The organism is Fictibacillus sp. 18YEL24 (genome assembly GCF_015903855.1).
GTDB lineage: Bacteria > Bacillota > Bacilli > Bacillales > Fictibacillaceae > Fictibacillus > Fictibacillus phosphorivorans_C.
On the sequence record NZ_JACZDT010000005.1, the window covers coordinates 84,158 to 107,216 of the forward strand.

Consider the following 23,059-nt stretch of genomic DNA (forward strand, 5'->3'; position numbering starts at 1 on the left):
CTTTTATTATGATAACCCTTCCATTTACTTTCGCATCAAACAAAAAAAGACATAAATAAGAAACATGAGTAAATCCCTAATCAGAATTAATATATCCTAATTAAGCATCTGCTACACTTTTGTTTCTTACTTATGCCTGATCGAATCAGTAACACGTAAAAACGAGTTCTTCTATATTCTGTTATCATTTGTCTTCATTGTCATAACGCGAAAGCCTTTGCAAATGCATTGTCAAATATACTGCTTCTGCATGGGGCACGGGTTTTTGTAAGGTATTTTGCATAACCTTAATCAACTTCCACGCCAAATTGTAGCATAAAGGATATTCTTCTTTCAACACTTTTGCTAACTTTTCTTGTTCCTCCATGATATCGCCCATAGAGATACGTTCTATCGCATGCCTTAAATGACGTACAAGACGTAAATAATTGATGCTTTTCGTATCAATAGATAGGTCTAGTGAATGTTGAATCATTTGCATTAAAGTGTTGATGAGCTCTGAGTGCTTCTTTATATCAGTCACACTTTTATTGGTTATGGCGCTATGAATATGTAATGCCACAAAACCAATCTCACCTTCAGGAAGATGAATGCCCAGCGACTTATTGATGATTTCTATCGCCTCTTCAGCCACCGTATATTCTTTTGGATAGAGTGTTTGTGTTTCAGTTAGGAATGGATTCTTGATATCCATACTCTGTTCTAATCGTTTGATCGCAAATGTAATATGGTCGGTTAACGCGACATGTATATGTTCGTTTAACTCATTCTCAAAACGAGTTCGTATGTGAACAATTACATCATTGATCAATTCTACTATCTTTTCATCTATCGAATCTAATAAGGTTTTATATTGTTCTTGCTCGTTTTCATCTTTCAATACAAATAACTTGTCCACTTGCTTAGGAAAGATCTCTTCACCAGGTTTCTTACCGAAGCCGATCCCTTTGCCAATAACAATTCTTTCTTCATTGGAGGTATTAATAGCAATAACCACATTATTATTAAGAACTTTTTTCACTTGCAGGCTTTTGTTCATGAATTTTTTCACCTTTTTCATTTAGGTCCATAAACCACTAACATCATAAACTTCATCATAGCGGAAAAAGGTTAGAAAAATCAATTACACTTTTTACCTGCAGAAAAACCAAACTGAAAACGGCTTTCACAATGAAAGCCGCTTTCTGACTAAATCTCGAGTTCTCCAAGCCTCAATAACTCTACAACGGCTTGAGAGCGTCCTTTAACCCCAAGCTTTTGCATGGTATTTGAAATATGGTTACGAACTGTTTTCTCACTAATGAATAATTGTTCCGCAATTTCTTTTGTGGTCTTATCTTGAACTAGTAGTTCGAAAACTTCTCTCTCTCTTTTTGTAAGTAGAGGCTTCGGTCGGTAGTGTTTATCTTTCAATGAATTCACCCCTCCTTGCTAGGGTTTAGGAACCGCCAACGAATATTGGAAGTATTTAGTCAACATATAGTATGTAAAGAATCAGATGGGAGTGACTTGGTTCATTTAAAAAGTATGAAGAATATTACGGATAAACCATAAAAAAAAGCCCATTTTCATACATGGGCTTCTTTAGAAAAATTATATAGTTGGTTTTTTAGCTCTTCATTCCACTTTACAGGACGTCCCTCTCGTCTAGAAATCTGTACGATAGCACCCCTTCCTGTAAATACAGGAATCTTCTTCTCGTTTATGCCTAAATAGTGTATGTCGATGGAAGACGAGCCTACTTCATTAATTTTCACATACACTTTTAATTTTTCATCGTACATGATCTGAGCCAAATAGTCACATTGAAGGTCTGCCACAACTGGAATCTCTTCTGAATCAGGAGCACCCCAGTCAGTCATCAAACCCAGTTCCTTAAACATCGCGATTCGTGATTCTTCCATATAAGTAAAGATATTCGTATTATTCACGTGGCCAAATCCGTCGATCTCACCAAAACGTACTTGCAATTCGTGATAAAAAGAAAAGCCCTTTTGCCAATCATCCATATTTGATATGTAATCTTGCCTAGCCAAATTCTTTACCGCCTCTCCTATACAGATATTTTATGAATCGCTATTCAGTTATTTGGTTTTAAAAAAGCTTCTCCCTGATGAGAGAAGCTCTGTATGATTCTTTAACGATCACTGCCAAAGAAGTTCTTAAATGCTTGGAAGCTTGTATCACGGTTAAGTGCAGCAATTGATGTTGTTAAAGGAATACCTTTAGGACAAGACTGCACACAGTTTTGAGAGTTACCACACTCTGCAAGCCCACCGTCATCCATGATCGCGTTCAAACGTTCTTCCTTGTTCATCTCACCAGTTGGATGAGCATTAAACAGACGAACTTGCGATAAAGGTGCTGGTCCGATAAAGTCGGAATTTGTATTTACGTTCGGACATGCTTCTAAACAAACACCGCATGTCATACATTTCGAAAGTTCATATGCCCATTGACGCTTTGTTTCAGGCATACGAGGACCTGGTCCAAGATCATACGTCCCATCGATTGGAATCCAAGCTTTAACTCGTTTAAGCGCATCAAACATTCTACTTCTATCGATCGCCAAATCGCGGACAACCGGAAATGTTTTCATTGGTTCAAGACGAATTGGCTGTTCCAATTGATCAACAAGAGCCGTACAAGATTGTCTTGGCTTTCCGTTGATTACCATTGAACATGCGCCACAAACTTCTTCTAAACAACCCATCTCCCAAGTAACGGGAGTCGTAGCTTCCCCTTTTGCGTTAACAGGGTTTCTACGAATTTCCATAAGAGCAGATATTACGTTCATGTTAGGACGATGAGGAATCTCAAACTCTTCTAAATATGGGGCAGTTTCTGGGTTATCCTGTCTTGAGATGACGAATTTCACCATTTTTGTGCTCATTCTTACACCCCTGCCTTCTTCTTAGAATAGTCACGTTTACGTGGCTGGATAAGCGAAACATCTACTTCTTCATACTCGAATTCTGGTCCGTTCGTTGTTGGATTGAATTTCGCTTTTGTTGTTTTTAACCATTGCTCATCATTACGTTCAGGAAAGTCTGGTTTGTAATGAGCTCCACGGCTTTCATCACGGTTTAGTGCGCCCAGCGTTATAACACGAGCAAGCTGAAGCATGTGCCATAGCTGACGAGTAAAGGATGCACCTTGATTACTCCACTTGGATGTATCGTTAATATTGATGTTTTTGTAACGCTGCATCAATTCTTGGATCTTTTCATCCGTTTGTTTTAATTTATCGTTGTATCTAACAACCGTTACGTTATCTGTCATCCATTCTCCAAGTTCTTTATGGATCACATAAGCATTCTCAGTTCCATCCATAGAAAGAATGTTGTTGTATACCTCTTGATCTTTTTTAACTTGGTTATCAAACACAGTAGAAGGTACATCCTCAACTGTTTTTTCCAATCCTCGAATATATCTAACAGCTGATGGGCCAGCTTCCATACCGCCAAAAATAGCTGAAAGCAGCGAGTTAGCTCCTAATCTATTAGCACCATGATACTGATACTCACATTCACCAGCTGCAAATAGACCTGGAATGTTCGTCATCTGATCATAATCAACCCACATTCCGCCCATTGAATAGTGAACCGCAGGGAAGATCTTCATTGGTACTTTACGAGGATCATCACCCATGAACTTCTCATAGATCTCGATGATTCCACCAAGCTTAATATCAAGTTCTTTAGGATCTTTGTGTGAAAGATCAAGGTATACCATGTTCTCACCATTGATTCCTAGCTTTAAATCAACGCATACGTGGAAGATCTCACGTGTAGCGATGTCACGAGGAACAAGGTTTCCGTAAGCTGGATACTTCTCTTCTAGGAAATACCAAGGCTTTCCGTCTTTATATGTCCAAACACGTCCTCCTTCACCACGTGCTGATTCACTCATTAAACGAAGCTTGTCATCACCAGGGATGGCCGTCGGGTGAATTTGAATGAACTCACCGTTCGCATAATAAACACCTTGCTGATAAAGAGCTGATGCTGCTCCACCTGTATTAATAACAGAGTTCGTAGATTTACCGAAAATGATACCAGGGCCGCCAGTTGCCATTATAACGGCATCCGCAGGGAAACTTACAATCTCCATCGTTTTCAAGTTTTGTGCGGTGATTCCACGACATTGCCCTTCGTCATCAATAATGGCAGATAAGAATTCCCATCCTTCATATTTCGTAACAAGACCTGCTACCTCGTGGCGGCGAACTTGCTCATCTAGTGCGTACAATAATTGCTGACCTGTTGTTGCACCGGCAAATGCAGTACGATGATGCTGTGTTCCTCCGAAACGACGGAAGTCAAGTAATCCTTCAGGCGTTCTATTAAACATTACACCCATACGGTCCATTAGATGGATAATTCCAGGAGCAGCGTCACACATTGCTTTAACTGGAGGTTGGTTTGCTAAAAAGTCTCCACCGTATACAGAGTCATCAAAATGCTCCCATGGTGAATCCCCTTCACCTTTTGTATTTACAGCACCGTTTATGCCACCTTGAGCACAAACAGAATGCGAACGTTTTACTGGAACAACTGAAAAGAGGTCAACATTTACACCAGCCTCAGCTGCTTTGATTGTAGCCATTAAACCGGCGAGACCTCCGCCAACAACAATAATTTTCTGATTACTCAATTTGTCTCACCCCTTTTAAATAAATGCAAAGATTGTTCTTACGCTAACAATTGCAAGTGCAACAAATACACCCATTGTTACGTATGTTGAAATTTTTTGTGAACGAGGCGAAACTGTAAGGCCCCAGCTGACAAAGAACGACCATAATCCGTTAGCAAAATGGAATACTGCTGATAAAACACCTACAAGATAGAAGGCAACCATGAATGGAGAGCTTAAGATGTCTGCCATCATATCAAAGTTTACTTCTTGTCCGAACGCAGCTTGTACACGTGTTTCCCAAACGTGCCAAGCGATAAATACTAATGTGATAACGCCTGTTACACGCTGAACGAGGAACATCATGTTGCGGAAATAGCCGTAGCGGGTAACATTGTTTTTCGCTTGAAACGTAATGTAAAGTCCATACACGGCATGAAACAAAATTGGTAAGTAGATCACAAACGTTTCTAGGAAAATACGAAACGGTAAACTTTCCATAAAATGTGCTGCTTTGTTAAATGCTTCAGCATCCCTCGTCGCAAAATGGTTCACAACTAAATGCTGCACGAGAAAAATCCCGATCGGAATTACTCCTAATAATGAATGAATTCTTCTGTTAATAAAATCTCTACTGCCAGCCATTCTCTTGCCCCCTTCAAATTTAGCCTCTCTCTGGCTGCTAATCTTTGTTCCTCTCCACATGTAAGCGTTTTAAGTTTCCTCTTTTAGAGGATAAGTATTAAACAATTAGCTTAATTAACTAGCAACATGTCCATTTTACTCCCATCGTTTGACACCGTCAAGAAAACGCTAACAACTAAATACGTAAATTTTCTTTCTACACCAACGCTTTTAAAGCTTTAAGATTTTCGACAAATACTGATAGTTGCTATAGAGTTTAAACCGCTTTCCCGTTATAATAAAAATGAGAAAGAAGGGATGCAGAATGTTTAAACAAAAGACAAAGGATGAAAACACCCCTGTAGAACAGCTTTCTGTTTCAGCTTTTGGGTATGAGATCCTACGAAGCGACTTATTGCCTGAACTTCTTGGCAAACAAGAACGAAATATTCTCTATTGGGCAGGAAGACACTTGGCTAGAAAATATCCTTTACATACGATGGAAGAAGTTCACGCTTTTTTTGTTGAAGCTGGCTGGGGCACTCTTGAAATGATTGAAGCTTCAAAAACAGAGATGAATTTCTCTTTAAACTCTCAACTGATCATGCAGCGAATGGAAAACTTCACTCATCAAACGTTCAGCCTAGAAGCAGGCTTCCTTGCTGAACAAGTTCAGCTACAAAAAAAATGTACAACAGAAGCTTTAGAATCAATGAAAAGAAACAAAGTTTTTATCACCGTTCAATGGGATAAAAAAGATACGATCGAATAACAAAAGCCGGCGGATTGCCGGCTTTTTCAATGTTTGGTCTTACGTGCTCTGAACAGGAACACGAGCATCTAACTCAAACACATCATGGAGCGTTTCTATCGACTTAATCATATCTTCTTGTTTCACAACGGTTGATACTTTAATCTCAGAAGTGCTAACCATCTTGATCATAATCTCTTCGTCTGACAGAGCTTTAAACATTTTAGCTGCTACACCAGGATTTGAGATCATACCAGAACCAACGATTGATACCTTTGCCAGACCTTGTTCATAACTGATCAATTCAAATCCTAATTTTGATTGATGTGCGGCAAGTACTTCTTGCGTAGCAGACAATGAATTTGATTCGATCGAGAACGAAATATTCGTTTTTTCTTCATTTAATACATTTTGAATGATGATGTCTACGTTTATGCCGTTCGAAGCCAAAATCGTAAACAGTTCCGCTAATGCATGTATTTCATTAGGAACTGAAGAGACCGTAATTTTTGTTATGTTTCCTTCAAACGCAAGACCTCTAACCATTAAATTTTGTTCCATAGACACTTCCTCCTCAACTAATGTTCCACGCTCTTCACTCATACTTGATCTTACTTCTAATGTAATATTATAGTTTTTAGCAAACTCAACCGCTCTAGGATGTAAGACACCTGCACCAAGGTTGGCCATCTCTAACATCTCATCATAAGAGATCGAAGGTAGTTTTCTAGCCGAATTCACTACACGGGGATCAGTCGTATATACACCGGTCACATCGGTATAGATATCACATCGATCTGCATTAAGAGCTGCTGCTAGCGCAACGGCTGTTGTATCAGATCCACCTCTACCAAGAGTGGCAATATCCTTTGTTTCAGGAATAATCCCTTGAAATCCAGCAACAACCACGATATGGCCATCTTTTAACAGCGAAGAGATGCGCTTGGAATCGATGTCTAGTATTCTCGCATTTGAAAAGGTATCTTCTGTTTGAATGCCCGCTTGCCATCCTGTTAATGATTGAGCTTTATATCCTTCTTGATGCAGAGCCATCGTCAATAGGGCGATCGTAATCTGTTCTCCCGTCGTAAGGAGCATATCCATCTCCCGTTTGGAAGGGTTCTGACTAATATCTGTAGCAAGCTTTACAAGTTCATCCGTTGTTTTACCCATCGCTGAAACGACTACCACGACTTCATTTCCTGCATCTACTTCATGGATGATTCGTTTCGCCACATTTTGTATTCGCTCAACTGAGCCAACACTAGTTCCACCAAATTTTTGAACGATTCTCCCCATATACTCCAATCCCTTCTTGTTGTAAGATTCTATCTCTTTTATTAGAAGTTTGTTGACGCTAAAATTACCACGTCTGCTTAGTCTGCACGTATACTTTCAGGTCACTTAATTTGAAAGTATATACAAAAAAGCAACAATAAGGAAAAACCCTATTGTTGCTTTAATCCGTAGCAAGCCAAGTTTGTTCCCCCTCGTGAGATAGTCCTCCACACAAACCCTGGGGGGACTTGTGTGACAGCTCTGTATTTGTTCAATACAGGTCCAGCATAAAAGGCTAGAAGTCCTTTTACACTTCGGCAAGAATCCCCTTTCCACCATCATCACTAGAGCTTCTTCTCTTCAGATGGGTTACTATTGGTTCCTGCTCCTCTACCATCACTTCATACGAAGCATGGCATATTTATAAAGTTGGATTCATTTTAACAAAGTTACTCAATGGCTGCAACTACTCATTTGATAAAAATGCTTTTTCTATCAGCTCGGCTACTGGTTTAGGTACACCTGCTGCTTGAATCTCATCAACAGAAGCTTCTTTTAACTTCTTTAATGATCCAAAATGGCGAAGAAGCATCTTCTTCCGTTTGTCACCAATACCCGCAATGCTGTCTAATGTTGATTCAAACATACTTTTAGAGCGAACTTTTCGGTGGAAAGAGATCGCAAACCTATGAACTTCATCTTGAATTCGTTGCAACAGATAGAATTCCTGACTGTTTCGAGCCAGGTGTATCATCTCTGGAGGATCACCGATCCATAGCTGTGAGGTTCTATGCTTTTCATCTTTCGATAGACCTGCTACAGGAATAAATAAGTTAAGCTCGTTTTCTAATACATCTTGAGCCGCTGATATCTGACCTTTTCCACCATCGATCAGAATCAGATTAGGAAGCTCTCCTTCTTCTCTTAACACTCTTGTATATCTGCGGCGAACAACTTCTTTCATGGAAGCATAATCATCTGGTCCTTCTACAGATTTGATCTTGTATTTTCGATAATCCTTTTTATAAGGTTTACCATCAACAAAAACAACCATCGCAGAAACAGGATCTGTTCCATGTATATTTGAGTTATCGAACGCTTCGATACGATAAGGAGCAGCAATTCCGATTCTTTCGCCAAGGTTCTCAACGGCTTTGATCGTTCTCGCTTCATCTTGCTCAATCAGGGCAAATTTTTCGTGAAGAGCTAAAGATGCGTTTTTAGTTGCTAACTCTACTAGCTCTTTCTTTTGTCCTTTTTTTGGTTGCAAAACTTTTACTTGTAGAAGTTCCGATACAAGATTAGCATCAACTTCTTGAGGAAGCAGTATCTCTTTAGGCAGAAGATGATTCTTTTGCAGATAGAACTGACCAATAAAGGTTAATAGATCTTCATTCGCCTCTCCATAAAACGGAAAGACAGAAATATCCCTGGCGATCACTTTACCTTGTCTGATAAAGAAGACTTGTACACACATCCAACCTTTATCAAAATGGTATCCAAACACGTCTCGATCGACCAAGTCTGCCGTCATCATCTTTTGCTTTTCCATAACAGCTTCAATATGCTGTATCTGATCTCGAAGCTCTTTAGCGCGTTCAAAGTTCAATGCTTCAGAGGCTTCTAGCATCTTTTCTGATAACTCATTTTTAACGTCCTGGTAACCGCCATTAAGAAATTTTATAATGCCATCAACCATCTGCTTGTTTTCTTGTTCGGTTACATCATATACGCATGGACCTAAACATTGGCCGATATGATAATACAAACACACCCGCTTAGGCATCGTGTCACACTTTCGTAGCGGAAATATACGATCTAAAAGTTTCTTCGTTTCTTGGGCAGCATAAGCATTCACGAACGGACCAAAATATTTTCCGCCGTCTTTTTTTATCTTCCGTATATATAGGAGTCGTGGCTGTTTTTCAGCAGTAATCTTTAAGTATGGATAGCTCTTATCATCTTTTAGCATCACGTTATAACGAGGGTCGTGCTTCTTTATTAAATTCATCTCTAGGACCAGTGCTTCCATCTCGGTAGAAGTTACGATGTATTCAAAATCTCTGATCTCACTTACAAGTCTTTGTGTTTTGCCATCATGTGTTCCAGAAAAATAAGACTTTACACGGTTCTTTAACACTTTTGCTTTTCCAACATAAATCACTTTTCCGAACTCATTCTTCATGAGATAGCAGCCCGGTTGATCTGGTAGCAACATTAATTTTTGTTTTACAGAAATAGAGGTCAATTTCTTCCCCCCTTCACTCTCAGCAGTCTTTTCTATTATCATATCATGTATCAACCTGATCATTATACTATCATGATTTCAATACCACATATTTTCATTTATCGACAATATTTCCTAGAAAATATTGAGCAGTTATAAAATGCATAAAAAAAAGCCCGAGCAACGGGCTTTTTTTGGATAAACCTTATTTATGTTTGTTTAATAGTTCAACTAAAGCTTCTTTCGGTTGGAAACCGACAACTTGATCTACCACTTGACCGTCTTTGAAAACAAGTAGAGTTGGAATACTCATAACTCCGAATTTACCAGCTGTTTCTTGGTTTTCATCAACATCAAGCTTAACTACTTTTACTTCTTCCATTTCTTGATCTACTTCTTCAAGAACAGGAGCGATCATTTTACAAGGTCCGCACCATGGTGCCCAAAAGTCAGCAAGTACTAAACCTTCGTTCGTTTCTGTATTAAATGTTTGATCTGATGCATTAACAATAGCCATTTATTTGGCCCTCCTTTTAAATAACAAAGTGTAAACAAAGTATATCCCACATATGTTACAGTTGCTAATAGTTTGCTCACGTTTATGGTACCCAAGTTTTTAATTCGACAAACGTTATATTGTTGCACTCGTTTCAAGATGTTTCTGACAGTTAAATAATTCACAAGTCCAATCGTTTTCTGCTTTTAGATTAAAGACCGAAAAGGACGTATTATTTAGACCGTACCAGCGATCCGTATCGTCTTGTAGTAGCTCTTTAAAGATCCTTACAAGCAAGGCACCATGAGTAATGATCAAAACCTTTTCATCCTTATGCTTTTGTATAATGTCTTGTAAAGCTGCTTTCCATCGAAGATCCGCATCTTCATTTGGTTCTCTGCCTAAGTCGAGATCCATCCAATTTTCTCCCCAGCGTTCGACTCGTTCGATTTCAGTGGTACCTTCTGTTTCTCCAAATGAGATTTCACGGAGCCTTTCATCGGCTATCACGTTTAAGCCTGTTATACCACTGATAGCCTCAGCTGTATGAAATGCTCTAAGTAGTGGACTGGCATATATAGCATCCCATTTCTCATCTGCAAATCTTTTTGCTAAACGTTCTGCTTGATACTTTCCGTTGTCATTAAGCGGTATATCCTTGCAGCCTTGAGCTCTTTTTTCAGTATTCCAATCGGTTTCACCGTGACGGATGAATGCAATTGTTGTCATCATACACCTTCCTCGTTACATAATTGAAAAAAACGTCCAGAAAAACGGACGTTTTCATTCGTTACATTCTATTATACTAACACTTTCTTAAACTCTTCTGTTAATAATGGAACGACTTCAAAAAGGTCACCAACGATTCCGTAATCTGCTACTGAAAAGATGCTAGCTTCTGGATCTTTGTTGATCGCAACGATCACTTTAGAGTTGGACATCCCAGCTAGATGCTGAATAGCTCCAGAGATCCCGCAAGCGATATATAGATCAGGGGTTACAACTTTACCTGTTTGACCGATCTGTAATGAATAATCACAATAATCCGCATCACAAGCACCACGTGAAGCTCCTACAGCTGCACCAAGTACATCTGCAAGTTCTTGAAGAGGTTTGAAACCATCTTCAGATTTAACGCCTCGACCTCCAGCAACGATGATCTTTGCTTCTGCTAGATCTACGCCAGTAGATGCTTTGCGGACAACTTCTTTAACAATCGTTCTTAAGTCTTTTATATCAACGGAAACAGATGTTACATCACCGGAGCGAGATTCATCCTTCTCTAATGGTGCAATGTTATTCGGACGAATCGTAACGAATACTAGACCATCTGAGATTAATTTCTTTTCAAAGGCTTTTCCAGAATATACAGGGCGAGTAAATACCGTGTTCTCACCCGCTTGTTCCAGTCCAGTAACATCTGAAATCAGTCCAGATTCTAATCGAGCTGCAAGTCTTGGAGAAAGGTCTTTACCTAAAGAAGTGTGTCCGAACACGATAGCTTCAGGGCTTTCATCATCGATGATCTGCTTTAATGTTTGGAAATAACCATCTGGTGTATAGTTCGCTAGTTTTTCATTTTCCGCTGTAATTACACGATCAGCTCCATAGTGAATTAACTCAGTTGCTAATGACTGCACAGAGTCACCGCATAATACTGCGAAAACTTCTCCACCGCCAGAAATTTCTTTTGCTGCTGCAATTGCTTCGAATGAAACATTACGTAATGCACCGTCACGGGATTCTGCAAGTACTAAAACTTTTTTTGCCATGATGACTCCTCCTTATATTACCTTCGCTTCGTTTCTTAACAGAGATACAAGTTCTTTTACTTGCTCTGGTGTTTCACCTGATAGGATTTTTCCAGCTTCCTTTTTAGGTGGAAGATACACTTCTACTGTTTTTGTTTTCGCTTCAACTTCATCTTCATCAATATCAAGATCATCTAACTCTAGCGTTTCAAGAGGCTTTTTCTTAGCTTTCATGATACCTGGTAAAGAAGGGTAACGAGGCTCGTTCAATCCTTGTTGTGCTGTTACCAATAATGGAAGAGATGTTTCGATCTTCTCAAGGTCTCCTTCAACATCGCGTTCGATGTTTACAGTCGTACCGTTTATTTCAATCTTTGTGATCGTTGTTACGTGTGGAATATCTAATAATTCTGCAAGACGCGGTCCAACTTGACCAGTACCGTTATCAATCGCAACGTTCCCGCCTAGAATAATGTCGTATTCTTTATCTTTAAAGTAAGCTGCCAAAACTGACGAAGTCGTAAATTGATCTTGGCTGTCCAAATCTTCGTTTGAGATAAGAACCGCTTGATCTGCTCCCATAGCCAGTGCTGTGCGAAGTTCTTTTTCAGAATCTTCGTCTCCAACCGTGACAACCGTAACCGTGCCACCGTGGGCATCTTTTAATGTGATTGCTTCTTCAATCGCATATTCGTCATATGGATTAATAATGAATTCTGCACTATCTTCAGAGATCTTATTGTTTGAAACCGAAATTTTTTCCTCTGTATCAAAAGTACGTTTTAAAATAACAAAAATGTTCATCGTTACCCTCCTAGTTATCGGTCCTGAAATTCAGGCTTTCTTTTTTCAATAAATGCTGAGATTCCTTCTTGTCCATCAAAACTTTTAAAAGCTTTTCCAAACAGTTCTTGCTCTTTCTCTGCACCTTTTTCATAGAGTCCATGTCTCGCATAATTCAACAATTCTAATGTGTACTTAATAGAAACAGCACTCTTCATAGAAAATTCTTCAGCCATTTTGTAAGCCTTTTCAAAAAGTTCTTCTGTTGGATAAGAGCTGTTTGCTAAACCATATGTGACAGCATCTTTTCCTGAAATCGGCTTACTTGAAAGGAGCATCTCGCAAGCTTTAGGTACACCTACAAGCTGTGGCAGTCTTTGCGTTCCTGCAAATCCCGGAACCAGTCCTAGTGTGAGCTCGGGAAGACCAAGTTTTGCATCATCTGCCACAAGTCTTATGTGGCAACTCATCGCAAGTTCAAGACCGCCACCAAGCGCTGCCCCATGAATCGCAGCAATCACTGGTTTTGAGAACTGTTCGATTCGGTTAAAAACATCTTGTCCCTTTTTTCCAAGCTCTGCAAAACCCTTTTCATCAGTAACTTCTGTAAACTCTTTGATATCAGCTCCTGCAGAAAAGAAACGTCCTTCTCCTAAAACAACAATTGCTTTAACAGAGTTATCATTTTCGATCTGATCAAGTGCTTTGTCGATTTCCGCGATAACTCCCGTTGATAATGCATTGGCTGGCGCACGATTAAGTTTGATCGTAGCCACTTTATTTTGTTTTTCAATTTGTAAGAATTCCAATTTCGCATTCCCTCCTTTTTTGAAAATCAATCATCCGGATTTACAGACCGAACGGACAGACCGTTTACAAGCATCTGATGTACGGGACCAGCAAGAGCAGGAAGATCATATCGATGATCGTTCATCACCCAGTTTGTTGCTGTTTCGTCAATTGTTCCAAAGATCATCTGACGAGCTAATCTGTAATCCATGTTCTTAACAAAAACCCCTTCATGCATTCCATCCTTCAATATAGAATCGATTAAATCTAAGTACCTCTTTAATACTTCACCGATTTTTGCACGAAGTTGTCTGTTTGTCTGCCTAAGTTCTAGCTGAGTTACGATTGATAGTTCAAAATCAGCAGTCAGTTGCTTAAAGTGCATCTCAACAAGAATTCTAAGCTTCTCAATCGCTGAATCGTTACTTTTTAGCTCGTTTTCTGTTTTTTCGATAAAGGTCCCCATCTTCTCATTAAAAACAGAAACAAGCAGATCTTCTTTATTTTTAAAATATAGATAGATGGTGCCGTCAGCGACACCTGCTTCTTTCGCTATCTTTGAAACTTGGGATTGATGGTAGCCATGTTCTGCAATCACATTTACAGCTGCATCAATAATTTTTTCGTATTTTGGACCTTTACGCTTCATTTCTATCGCCTCTTTTTGTATAGCACAATCATCTTTTCAAAAATGAATGATTGTTCATTCATAATTGTAAAACAAATCTTTCTTTTCTGTCAATTTCATTATGTCATTTTTTCTATACATTTTACAAGTTTAACTTGAAGTTAACGTTTTTTCATTTTTGGAAAGTGATATTTTCACATAGAAAAAGCCGCCAGGTGGCAGCTTTTTACGAGCTTTGTTTTGCCTTCTCACGTTCTTCTTCCAAAAGAACTCTTCTTAAGATCTTGCCTACCATCGTCTTAGGAAGCTCTTGTCTGAATTCATAAAGCCTAGGTACTTTAAAGGACGCAAGATGTTCCCGGCAGAATTTATTTAACTCTTCTTCCGTACACTCTGCTCCTTCCTTTAAAACAACAAAAGCTTTGACCGTCTCTCCTCTGTATGCATCAGGCACACCGACTACTACAGCTTCTTTTACTTTTTCGTGTTCATACAAAACTTCTTCTACCTCACGAGGGTAAATATTAAATCCACCTGCGATGATCAAGTCTTTTTTGCGATCCACGATATAAAAGTAACCTTTTTCATCCATATAACCCATATCCCCCGTAATCAACCAATCTTCCCTAAATACAGATGCGGTCTCTTCGGGTTGGTTCCAATACCCTTTCATAACCTGAGGTCCTCTTACAGCTAATTCTCCGATCTCACCCGGCTCTGCCCATTCGCCAGTCTCAGCCGAGATGATTGCTGCTTCAGTGTTCGGCCAAGGTAATCCTATACTGCCTCTTACCTGATCACCATAAATGAGGTTAGCATGAGTAACAGGTGAAGCCTCTGTAAGCCCATACCCTTCTACCAACGAACCTGAAATGACTGCCTGAAATTTTTGTTGCACTTCAAGAGGCAAAGCAGCCGAACCGCTTATACATGCCTGAATGGATGAAAGATCGTATTTCTTTAGATCTGGATGATTCAGAAGTGCGATATACATTGTCGGAGCGCCTGGAAATAGCGTTGGTCGTTCCTTATGAATCGTCTTCAAAACTTGCGCTGGATCAAACCTTGGGAGAATAATCATCTCTGCTCTCGTTATGATGCCAAGATTCATTACACACGTCATCCCGTATACATGGAAGAAAGGTAGAGCACCGAGAATTTTTTCTTTTCCTTCTCTGTTTTTATACATCCATGTATTGCACTGTAACGCATTCGTGACTAGATTTTTGTGTGTCAGCATCACACCTTTTGCTGGTCCAGTTGTACCCCCAGTATACTGCAGCAGGGCAAGATCCTCATCGGGGTTCACCTCTACTTGTGGCTTTACTGGTTGAGAGCGTTTCTGCAGATCTCGAAACGAATGAACTTCATGATTGTACGTAATATCAACGACGACTGTTGGATTCTGCCTTTTTTGAATAAAAGGATAGATTAAATTCTTAGGAAACGGCAGATAATCCTTCACAAAGGTCATGATGATGTGTTCAATGTTCGTATCTCCACGAACGGCTGAGATTCTTCCAAACAAAAGATCTAATCCTACAATGACTTTTGCCCCGCTGTCTGATAACTGATGTCGTAATTCTCTCTCCGTGTAAAGAGGATTCGTCTGCACAACAATCCCACCTATAAAGAGCGTGCCGTAATAGGCGATGACTGCTTGCGGGCAGTTAGGCAGCATGATGGCAACACGATCACCTTTTTTTACACCAAGTGTTGTTAAAGCATGTGCGAAGCGTAAACTGCATTCATGAAGCTCACCGAATGTTAAAGTCTTTCCTAAAAAGTGCACAGCAGTTTTATCTGTTTTTTCTTCTGCTGCTGATTCTAAATACGCGAATAAAGGTTTGCTGTCGTAATCAAGATGTCCCGGAATCTCACTAGGGTAACTGTTGAGCCACCGTCTTTCCACTTGCATCTCCTCCTTTAATTCACGCCTTCCTTCAAAATTTCTATATCTTTATTCCTATTATATTGAAAACGTATACAATTTTATATACTTTTTTAAAAATTATAAATAATTCAATAATACGGTTCTAAAAACTGTATTTAAGCATAGGCAAATTAACAAATCTTTGAAAGTAGTTGATTTCCGCTTCAGGTTGCACGCTTTCCACGGGGCGAACGGTGAGCCTCCTGCCGCGTTGCGCCATTTGGAGTCTCCACCTGACCGCTCGTCCCGTAGGAGTCGGCAACCTTACGCTTCAATCAACTTGCAAAAGAAGAAAAATGGAAAACATTAAGTGAAAGGCAGACAAACAGTAACATAAAAAATTAATGAGTAATTAAAAAACCAGCTCTCCATTTGAGAACTGGTTTTGAGATTTAAGCAAAGAAAAATAAGTAGATAAGTCCTGCCGCAATGAATACTCCGCTTAATACAAACAACACTTTAAATAACGTTTCCATATCTTTTCCCTTCAGCTATTCGATTCCTTCACCGATTACAAATGATAAACCAATTGAGATGATCATCGATATGAAACCAACTGCTCGGTTATCGTTCTCGATCTCTTTATCGATCTGAAACTTTGGGGTTAAGAATTCGAAGATAAAATAACCGATCAAGAGTAGGATGAATCCATAGGCACTCCACGTTATCATCATTAGTATGGAATCATTTTGAGCGATCGAGTAACGAAAGATGTTCGCGATACCAAAAATTTTCCCGCCAGTAGCCATAGCAACTGAAAAGTTCCCTTTCTTGATCTCGACCCAGTTTTTATAACGCGTAACCAGTTCAAACACAGCCAAAAAAACGACTAGACATAGCACGACAACGCTATAGTTAGCTGCTGTTTTAATAAAAGCGTTACTCATAAAATCCATTCAACAATACCCCTTTGTAAACGGCTTGGTTTAATTCACTATACTATTTCAATACAGCGACTGTTACTCCGCCTCCGCCTTCACCAGCTGCACCCATACGAGTGGACTTAACGTTTCGATGCGTTTTCAACAGCTCTTGAACACCTTTTCTAAGTGCACCTGTCCCTTTACCATGGATGATATACACTTGGTTAAAACCTGCTAGGAGTGCTTCATCCAGATATCGATCCACCTCTAGCATCGCATCTTCATACCTTTTCCCTCTTAGGTCAAGTTCAGGACGAGAAGAATCAGAGTTTCCTGATACTTTTACGAATGAACGCGGTTCAGGTTTCGGTTTACTTTGTTTCACCCATTCTAAATCTTTTTCAGATACATTCATCTTTAAGATTCCAATCTGAACTTGGTATTCGTTGTTGCTTACTTTTTCAACGATATGTCCTTTTTGACCGACAGTAAGTACTCTTACCTCGTCACCTGGAACATATTCTTGTTTTGTTGATACCGCTTTTACCTTCTTGTTTTTGGCTTTTGATTTTGGAACAGCTTCTTCTAATCTTTTTTTCGCTTCAATCAGTTTATGTTCTTTGATCTGTCCGCCAGATTTTTGAAGTTCACGAATCTCATGAATAATCTCTTCTGCTGTTTCACGTGCTTTTTCAATTGCCTTTTCTGCTTCCTGCTTTGCTTTTTCATACAATCGATCTTTTTCATTTTGAAACAGTTCGAGTTCTCTTTCTAGATCACCCTTAATAGACTCTGCTTCTTTTCGTCTGTTCTCTGCTTCTTCCATCTCTTTTTCTGCTTTTTTACGATTATCTTCTAAAGACTTTATCATATTATCAATCTTGTTCTCATCTTCACTGATCTGAGAACGAGCTGAATCAATGATATCTTGGCGGAGCCCGAGTCTTTTAGAGATCTCAAACGCGTTACTTCGGCCTGGCACTCCCACTAATAAACGATATGTAGGTCTTAACGTCTGCACATCAAATTCTACAGAAGCGTTCATAACACCAGGTCGGTTGTATGCATATGCTTTTAACTCACTATAATGGGTTGTCGCTACGACACGTGCTCCCCGCGCAAAAACGAAGTCTAGAATTGAAATAGCGAGGGCTGCACCTTCTTGAGGATCTGTCCCTGCTCCAAGTTCATCAAAGAGAACGAGTGATTCAAAGTCAATCTTGTTTAAGATGTCTACGATGTTAACCATATGTGAAGAGAATGTACTCAATGATTGTTCAATTGACTGCTCATCGCCAATGTCAGCATAGATAGTCTTAAAGACTGCCATTTCTGATTCTTCTCCAGCCGGAATCTGAAGGCCACATTGCGCCATAAGTGTAAGCAGCCCGATCGTTTTTAAGGTAACCGTTTTACCACCTGTATTTGGACCTGTTATGACGAGTGATTGATACTCGCCACCTAACATCACACTCGTTGGAACAACTGTTTCTTGATCGAGCAGAGGATGTCTGCCGCTATTCAGTGAAATAAAACCTTTGTCATTCATAATCGGACGCGTACATTTTAGCTCATTGGCGAATCTAGCTTTTGCTAGAATAAAATCCATCTCTGCTAAAACATCTACGTTCAACAGAATATCATCAGCATGTTCAGCAACTTCAGCAGTTAGTTCTCTTAAAATCTTTTCTACTTCGCGCGCTTCTTTCGCTTTTGCTTCTTTCACTTGATTGTTAACCGTCATAACAGATTGAGGTTCAATAAACAGAGTCGCTCCACTCGCTGATTGATCATGGACCATTCCGCCAAAATTACCTCTGTACTCTTGTTTTACTGGAATAACGAATCGGTCGTTACGAATCGTAATGATCGAGTCAGACAACATTTTTTGATAGCTCGATGATCTGACGATTGATTCCAGCTTTTCTCTTACGCGTGCCTCAAACGTACGCAGCTGCTGACGAATCGCACGAAGTTCTGGACTAGCGCTATCCATCATATGTCCGTTGTCATCGATACAGCTTTTAATCTCTTGTTCTAGCTCATGAAGAGGAATGATGTTTTCTGCTGCATTCTTAAGGATGCGCAGTTCGATTCCATCCTCTACTAAGCCCTCGATAAATCGCTTGAAGCGTCTTCCACCATAGAGAGTCGAAGCGATATCCATCAAATCTTCTTCGTTTAGCAGACTGCCAATCTTTGATCGCTTAACATTTGATGAAACATCAAAGATCCCGCCAAATGGAACTTCTCCTTTTAATCGGAGAACTTTTACACCTTCATCTGTAGCATCTTGAGCCTCATTTACATCTTCGAGTGCTGTAAACGGCATTAAGGAATTTATCTTATTTAGTCCAAGTGAGCAACTCGCATGCTTTTTTAGACGATCGATCACTTTTCTTAGTTCTAAAACACGCAGCATTTTTTCTTGCATATATTCTTCCTCCTGATTCCCAGGACCTAGAGCTATTTTTCACGGTTTAAATAGGTTTCAAGTTCGTTTAATGTCATTGTGTTTAACACATTGCTTTTTCGAACAAAACCTTTTCGGGCAACCGCTGCTCCAATCTCCATATGTTTCATCGTGTCTTTATAATGTGCATCTGTATTAATCGCTACCTTGACCCCAAGTTCCTGAGCTTTCCTTAACCAGTGTGGAGCAAGATCTAGACGATTCGGATTCGCATTCAACTCAACTGCAGTACCTGTTTCATAAGCAAGCTGCAGCAGGGTTTCAACATCCACGTCATATCCTTCTCTACGTCCGATCAGGCGCCCTGTTGGGTGGGCGATCAGATTCACTTTTTTGTGTTTTAACGCCGTCTTCAAACGATTTATGATCTTGCTTTGATCTTGAGAGAACGCAGAATGGATGCTCGCAATGACAAAATCCATCTCATCTAACAATTCATCATCATAATCAAGTGTACCATCTGGTAGAATATCCATCTCGATTCCAGCTAGTATCTTAAAATCGGTATACCGCTTATTTAACTTATTGATCTCTTGTCGCTGCATACGCACTCTCTCAGGTGTTAGACCATTTGCTACTCGTAAATATTGAGAGTGATCTGTAATCGCCATATATTCATATCCCTTGCTTCGTGCTTCCTCAGCCATTTCCTCGATCGAGAACGCCCCATCGCTCCAAGTAGAATGCAGATGAAGATCTCCTTTTATATCGGATAACTGAATAAGGTCATGACCATCTTTAAATAGCTCTATTTCTTCTCCAGACTCTCTCGCTTCAGGTGGAATCCAGCTTAAAGAGAAATGGGCATAGAAATCCTCTTCCGTGTCAAATGTAAGAATTTCACCAGTTTCTATATTTTCTACACCATATTCACTGATCTTTTCGCCTCTTGCCTTTGCAAGCTGACGCATTTTAACGTTATGTTCCATAGAGCCTGTAAAATGATGCAGTGTAGTAGCAAACTGATGAGGTTGTACGATACGAAAATCAACGGATACAGAGAGTTTCTCATCGAGTACGACAGAAACCTTCGTATCTCCACTTGCTATCACGTCGATAACTCCATCCAGTTTTAAGAGTTGCTCTTTTACTTCACTCGGATGTTCACTTGAAATAATAAAATCTAAGTCTTTGATCGTTTCACGGTATCGTCTTAAACTTCCTGCTCTAGAGTATCTCTCAATATTGTTCATTCTTTTTAACTGAGATTCTATTTTTTCTGCAATGGGTAGCATGTATGCTATAGGAAGCCTCTCTGGTCTTTTCCCAAGATCTTTTAACGATGCTAAAATCTTTTCTTCTGTTTTAGCGCCAAACCCTGCCAATTCTCTTACTTTACCATTTTCACATGCTTCTTTTAGAGATTCAATATTCGTTACACCTAACTCAGAATAAAGTTTAGCGATTTTTTTACCTCCAAGATTAGGTACCTGCAGCAGTGTTATCAGTTCAGACGGTACTTTTTCCTGAAGTTCAACTAAAAGTTCTGATTCGCCCTTTTCTATCATTTCAATTATTACAGAAGCTGTTCCTTTGCCTATTCCTTTTAGTTTCGATACATCCCCGATCTCATCCATCGTTCGCTCATCACTCTCAAGAGCGTTCGCTGCTTTACGATAAGCGGAAACTTTAAACGAATTCTCACCTAAGATCTCAAGGTACAAAGCTATCTGTTCCAGTGCCCGTACTACCTCTTTTTTATTTACCATAATAAGCTCACCTCTATTTTCATTGTCATGCTAGTATGATAATGGCTTTAATAATTTGTGTTATTATCCCTATAGCACTTTACACTCTTGCTTCATCAACCACTTTCAAGAACAACTGAGTATAAACTGCAAAGAAAAAAACTTCTCCGCTTTGGGAGAAGTTATGCCATATGTTTCATCCACATTTCCTTTACGGATTCAGAAAATACGGGGGTGTTTTTGACCATTCCCTGTGCGATCCATGAATTTTCATAATGAGCTTGAAATGCCTCAATTGGAACTAATGTTGCGATATACAATAAAATAAACACGATCAAATAGACTTCTACAAAACCTAATAAACCACCGAGCCATCTGTTGAACGTGTGAAGAATCGGTAAGTTTGCAAGAAAATCGAGCATAGACCCTAAGATCTGTAGGATAATCTTGGTTGCGAAGAACAGAATCGCAAAGGCTATCGCATTATAATAAGCTTGTTCAAGTGATATGCTGTTCATTAAAAAGGAAACAGAACTATCATTTGAAGAAGGGTATGGAATCCACAACTCTAGCTTTGGCGCAAGTTCATCATAATACAGATAAGCAACGATATAGGCTGCTATGAATCCGATCAAATGAACAAGCTGCATGATGAAGCCTCTTTTTAAACCGATTAAAAATCCACCTGCTAATACGATAATTAAAATTAAATCCAACATACTAACTTTCCTCTTTTCCAATTCGCTGTTGCAATTTTTTCAGCTCTTCTTTAATCTTTAAATATTCGTTCATTGTATTTACTGCTGTAAGTACAGCTAGTTGTTTCGTGTCGAGAAACCGGTTATGAGATTGAATCTCTCTCATTTTCAAGTCTACTTTATCAGCTACTAAATGAATGTGGCTGGAGGATTCGGTCCCTGCAATTACATATCGTTGTCCATAGATTTCGACCGTGGTACGGTTTTTCTTTTTCTCTTCCGCCACAAAATAACCTCCTTAACATACAAAGGATCATTCATTTAATGAATACTCTAATCTTTATCTTATCAAATATCGTTCACAGTTGAAAATATTTCTGTTCTATTGTAGCGTTTTTTTGATATATTTGGAAATCTCTTCATTATTAGGAGGATTAATACCATGTCTCACGTTGTTAAAAAGATGACCCGTTCAGAAATACTTGAGATGAAAAAGGAACTCACATCCGTGCTATCAGCTAAAACCCCACCTGGCGCAGTTTTTTCAGCAAAACTCTCAGATTGCACCGTTACAGCATATCAGTCGGGCAAAGTCTTGTTTCAAGGAAAGGGAGCTGAAGCTGCTTCTCAAAAATACTCAGGTGAAGTTTCCGTTCCAAAAGCAAAAAGCAAGACGGTTAAACCACCTCACCAATATGCCCCACCACAGAACGCATCAGAATTATCAATGATCGGAAGTGATGAAGTTGGAACAGGAGATTATTTTGGGCCGATGACCGTTGCTGCCGCATACGTTTCTAGAGCTAAGCTTGAACTCGTAAAAGAACTAGGTGTGAAAGACTCCAAGCACTTAAATGACAAACAGATCATTCAAATTGCAAAAGAACTTATTCATACCGTTCCATACTCACTCCTTGTACTGAATAATGAGAAGTATAACGAACTTCAGCAAAAAGGTATGACGCAAGGTAAGATTAAGGCTATCCTTCATAACCGTGCATTGCAAAATGTAAAAGCTAAAATTGAAGGTGAAGAGATCGAAGGTATATTAGTCGATCAGTTCTGTGAACCTGGTGTGTACTTTAACTATTTAACAAGAGAGAAGAACCTCTTAAAAGAAGGGCTTTATTTTGCTACAAAAGGTGAATCGATACATCTAGCTGTTGCTGCTGCTTCCATCTTGGCGAGATATAGCTTTTTAAAAGAAATGGATAAACTCGGGCAGCGTTTCAATACCGTTATACCAAAAGGTGCCGGCCCCCATGTCGATGTTAAAGCGGCAGAACTTGTTGAGAAGTTCGGACAGTCTGTTTTTGACACAGCAACCAAAAAGCATTTTGCAAATACTCAAAAAGCGCTAAATTTATTACGTAAAAAGAAGATTTAAGGGGCGGAGAGGATGAATCCATAAGGAAGCATCCTCTTTTTCGCAGAGCGAGCAT

General features: G+C 39.4%; 22 protein-coding genes and 1 riboswitch. Of the genes, 2 read left to right on the forward strand and 20 right to left on the reverse strand.

The features are described 5' to 3' along the window. Positions 1-184: 184 nt before the first annotated feature. The 6 genes from glcT to HU823_RS15805 form a co-directional block, all read right to left on the reverse strand. Entirely contained in the window at positions 185-1,060 is an 876-nt protein-coding gene (glcT, locus tag HU823_RS15780; RefSeq protein WP_305069408.1) for a glucose PTS transporter transcription antiterminator GlcT, read from the reverse strand. Between the two features lie 128 nt (positions 1,061-1,188). Next, positions 1,189-1,413, reverse strand: coding sequence for a helix-turn-helix domain-containing protein (locus HU823_RS15785; RefSeq protein WP_066243534.1), 225 nt, complete (start codon positions 1,411-1,413; stop codon positions 1,189-1,191). A 155-nt stretch (positions 1,414-1,568) separates the two neighbouring features. Then, on the reverse strand, positions 1,569-2,036 hold the full coding sequence (locus HU823_RS15790; RefSeq protein WP_197222664.1) for an acyl-CoA thioesterase: 468 nt from the start codon (positions 2,034-2,036) through the stop codon (positions 1,569-1,571). Between the two features lie 101 nt (positions 2,037-2,137). Then, positions 2,138-2,893 (reverse strand): succinate dehydrogenase iron-sulfur subunit, encoded by a 756-nt coding sequence (gene sdhB / locus HU823_RS15795; RefSeq protein ID WP_144698733.1) that lies wholly within the window; start codon positions 2,891-2,893, stop codon positions 2,138-2,140. A gap of 2 nt (positions 2,894-2,895) precedes the next feature. Then, entirely contained in the window at positions 2,896-4,656 is a 1,761-nt protein-coding gene (gene sdhA / locus HU823_RS15800) for a succinate dehydrogenase flavoprotein subunit (protein WP_066396656.1), read from the reverse strand. A gap of 15 nt (positions 4,657-4,671) precedes the next feature. Then, positions 4,672-5,280, reverse strand: a complete 609-nt coding sequence (locus HU823_RS15805) for a succinate dehydrogenase cytochrome b558 subunit (RefSeq protein WP_144698731.1) — start codon at positions 5,278-5,280, stop codon at positions 4,672-4,674. 304 nt (positions 5,281-5,584) lie between these two features. Here HU823_RS15805 and HU823_RS15810 point away from each other — a divergent pair, with 304 nt between their 5' ends. Further along, positions 5,585-6,031: a YslB family protein gene (locus tag HU823_RS15810; protein ID WP_144698729.1), complete on the forward strand. Its 447-nt coding sequence runs from the start codon at positions 5,585-5,587 to the stop codon at positions 6,029-6,031. Between the two features lie 39 nt (positions 6,032-6,070). Here HU823_RS15810 and HU823_RS15815 read toward each other — a convergent pair whose 3' ends face one another. The 14 genes from HU823_RS15815 to zapA all read right to left on the reverse strand — a co-directional run bounded on the left by HU823_RS15815 (position 6,071) and on the right by zapA (position 21,903). Further along, complete coding sequence (locus HU823_RS15815) at positions 6,071-7,309, reverse strand: aspartate kinase (protein ID WP_197222665.1); 1,239 nt, start codon at positions 7,307-7,309, stop codon at positions 6,071-6,073. A 191-nt stretch (positions 7,310-7,500) separates the two neighbouring features. After that, positions 7,501-7,689: riboswitch (Lysine riboswitch) on the reverse strand. A gap of 65 nt (positions 7,690-7,754) precedes the next feature. Beyond that, a complete protein-coding gene (gene uvrC / locus HU823_RS15820; RefSeq protein WP_144698725.1) occupies positions 7,755-9,578 on the reverse strand; it encodes an excinuclease ABC subunit UvrC in 1,824 nt (607 codons plus the stop codon). Between the two features lie 142 nt (positions 9,579-9,720). Further along, complete coding sequence (gene trxA / locus HU823_RS15825) at positions 9,721-10,032, reverse strand: thioredoxin (RefSeq protein WP_137788705.1); 312 nt, start codon at positions 10,030-10,032, stop codon at positions 9,721-9,723. 114 nt (positions 10,033-10,146) lie between these two features. Beyond that, a complete protein-coding gene (locus HU823_RS15830) occupies positions 10,147-10,743 on the reverse strand; it encodes a histidine phosphatase family protein (protein WP_231607505.1) in 597 nt (198 codons plus the stop codon). A 68-nt stretch (positions 10,744-10,811) separates the two neighbouring features. After that, a complete protein-coding gene (locus HU823_RS15835) occupies positions 10,812-11,783 on the reverse strand; it encodes an electron transfer flavoprotein subunit alpha/FixB family protein (RefSeq protein ID WP_144698723.1) in 972 nt (323 codons plus the stop codon). 12 nt (positions 11,784-11,795) lie between these two features. After that, complete coding sequence (locus tag HU823_RS15840) at positions 11,796-12,566, reverse strand: electron transfer flavoprotein subunit beta/FixA family protein (protein WP_144698721.1); 771 nt, start codon at positions 12,564-12,566, stop codon at positions 11,796-11,798. Positions 12,567-12,580: 14 nt separating this feature from the next. Then, positions 12,581-13,354: an enoyl-CoA hydratase gene (locus HU823_RS15845; RefSeq protein WP_197222666.1), complete on the reverse strand. Its 774-nt coding sequence runs from the start codon at positions 13,352-13,354 to the stop codon at positions 12,581-12,583. 26 nt (positions 13,355-13,380) lie between these two features. After that, positions 13,381-13,983, reverse strand: a complete 603-nt coding sequence (locus tag HU823_RS15850) for a TetR/AcrR family transcriptional regulator (protein WP_144698717.1) — start codon at positions 13,981-13,983, stop codon at positions 13,381-13,383. 205 nt (positions 13,984-14,188) lie between these two features. Further along, positions 14,189-15,880: an AMP-binding protein gene (locus HU823_RS15855; RefSeq protein WP_197222667.1), complete on the reverse strand. Its 1,692-nt coding sequence runs from the start codon at positions 15,878-15,880 to the stop codon at positions 14,189-14,191. Between the two features lie 506 nt (positions 15,881-16,386). After that, the gene (locus tag HU823_RS15860; RefSeq protein WP_144698713.1) at positions 16,387-16,791 is read right to left on the reverse strand and encodes a DUF350 domain-containing protein; all 405 of its coding nucleotides are present in this window, start codon (positions 16,789-16,791) and stop codon (positions 16,387-16,389) included. A gap of 43 nt (positions 16,792-16,834) precedes the next feature. Continuing rightward, on the reverse strand, positions 16,835-19,192 hold the full coding sequence (locus HU823_RS15865; RefSeq protein WP_197222668.1) for an endonuclease MutS2: 2,358 nt from the start codon (positions 19,190-19,192) through the stop codon (positions 16,835-16,837). 32 nt (positions 19,193-19,224) lie between these two features. Next, positions 19,225-20,940, reverse strand: coding sequence for a DNA polymerase/3'-5' exonuclease PolX (gene polX, locus HU823_RS15870; protein WP_231607506.1), 1,716 nt, complete (start codon positions 20,938-20,940; stop codon positions 19,225-19,227). Between the two features lie 161 nt (positions 20,941-21,101). After that, positions 21,102-21,638: a CvpA family protein gene (locus tag HU823_RS15875; protein ID WP_197189551.1), complete on the reverse strand. Its 537-nt coding sequence runs from the start codon at positions 21,636-21,638 to the stop codon at positions 21,102-21,104. A 1-nt stretch (position 21,639) separates the two neighbouring features. After that, positions 21,640-21,903: a cell division protein ZapA gene (gene zapA / locus HU823_RS15880; protein WP_144698705.1), complete on the reverse strand. Its 264-nt coding sequence runs from the start codon at positions 21,901-21,903 to the stop codon at positions 21,640-21,642. 156 nt (positions 21,904-22,059) lie between these two features. On the opposite strand from zapA, the gene rnhC reads away from it, so the two are divergent. Next, positions 22,060-23,004: a ribonuclease HIII gene (gene rnhC, locus HU823_RS15885; RefSeq protein WP_197222669.1), complete on the forward strand. Its 945-nt coding sequence runs from the start codon at positions 22,060-22,062 to the stop codon at positions 23,002-23,004. Positions 23,005-23,059 lie beyond the last annotated feature (55 nt).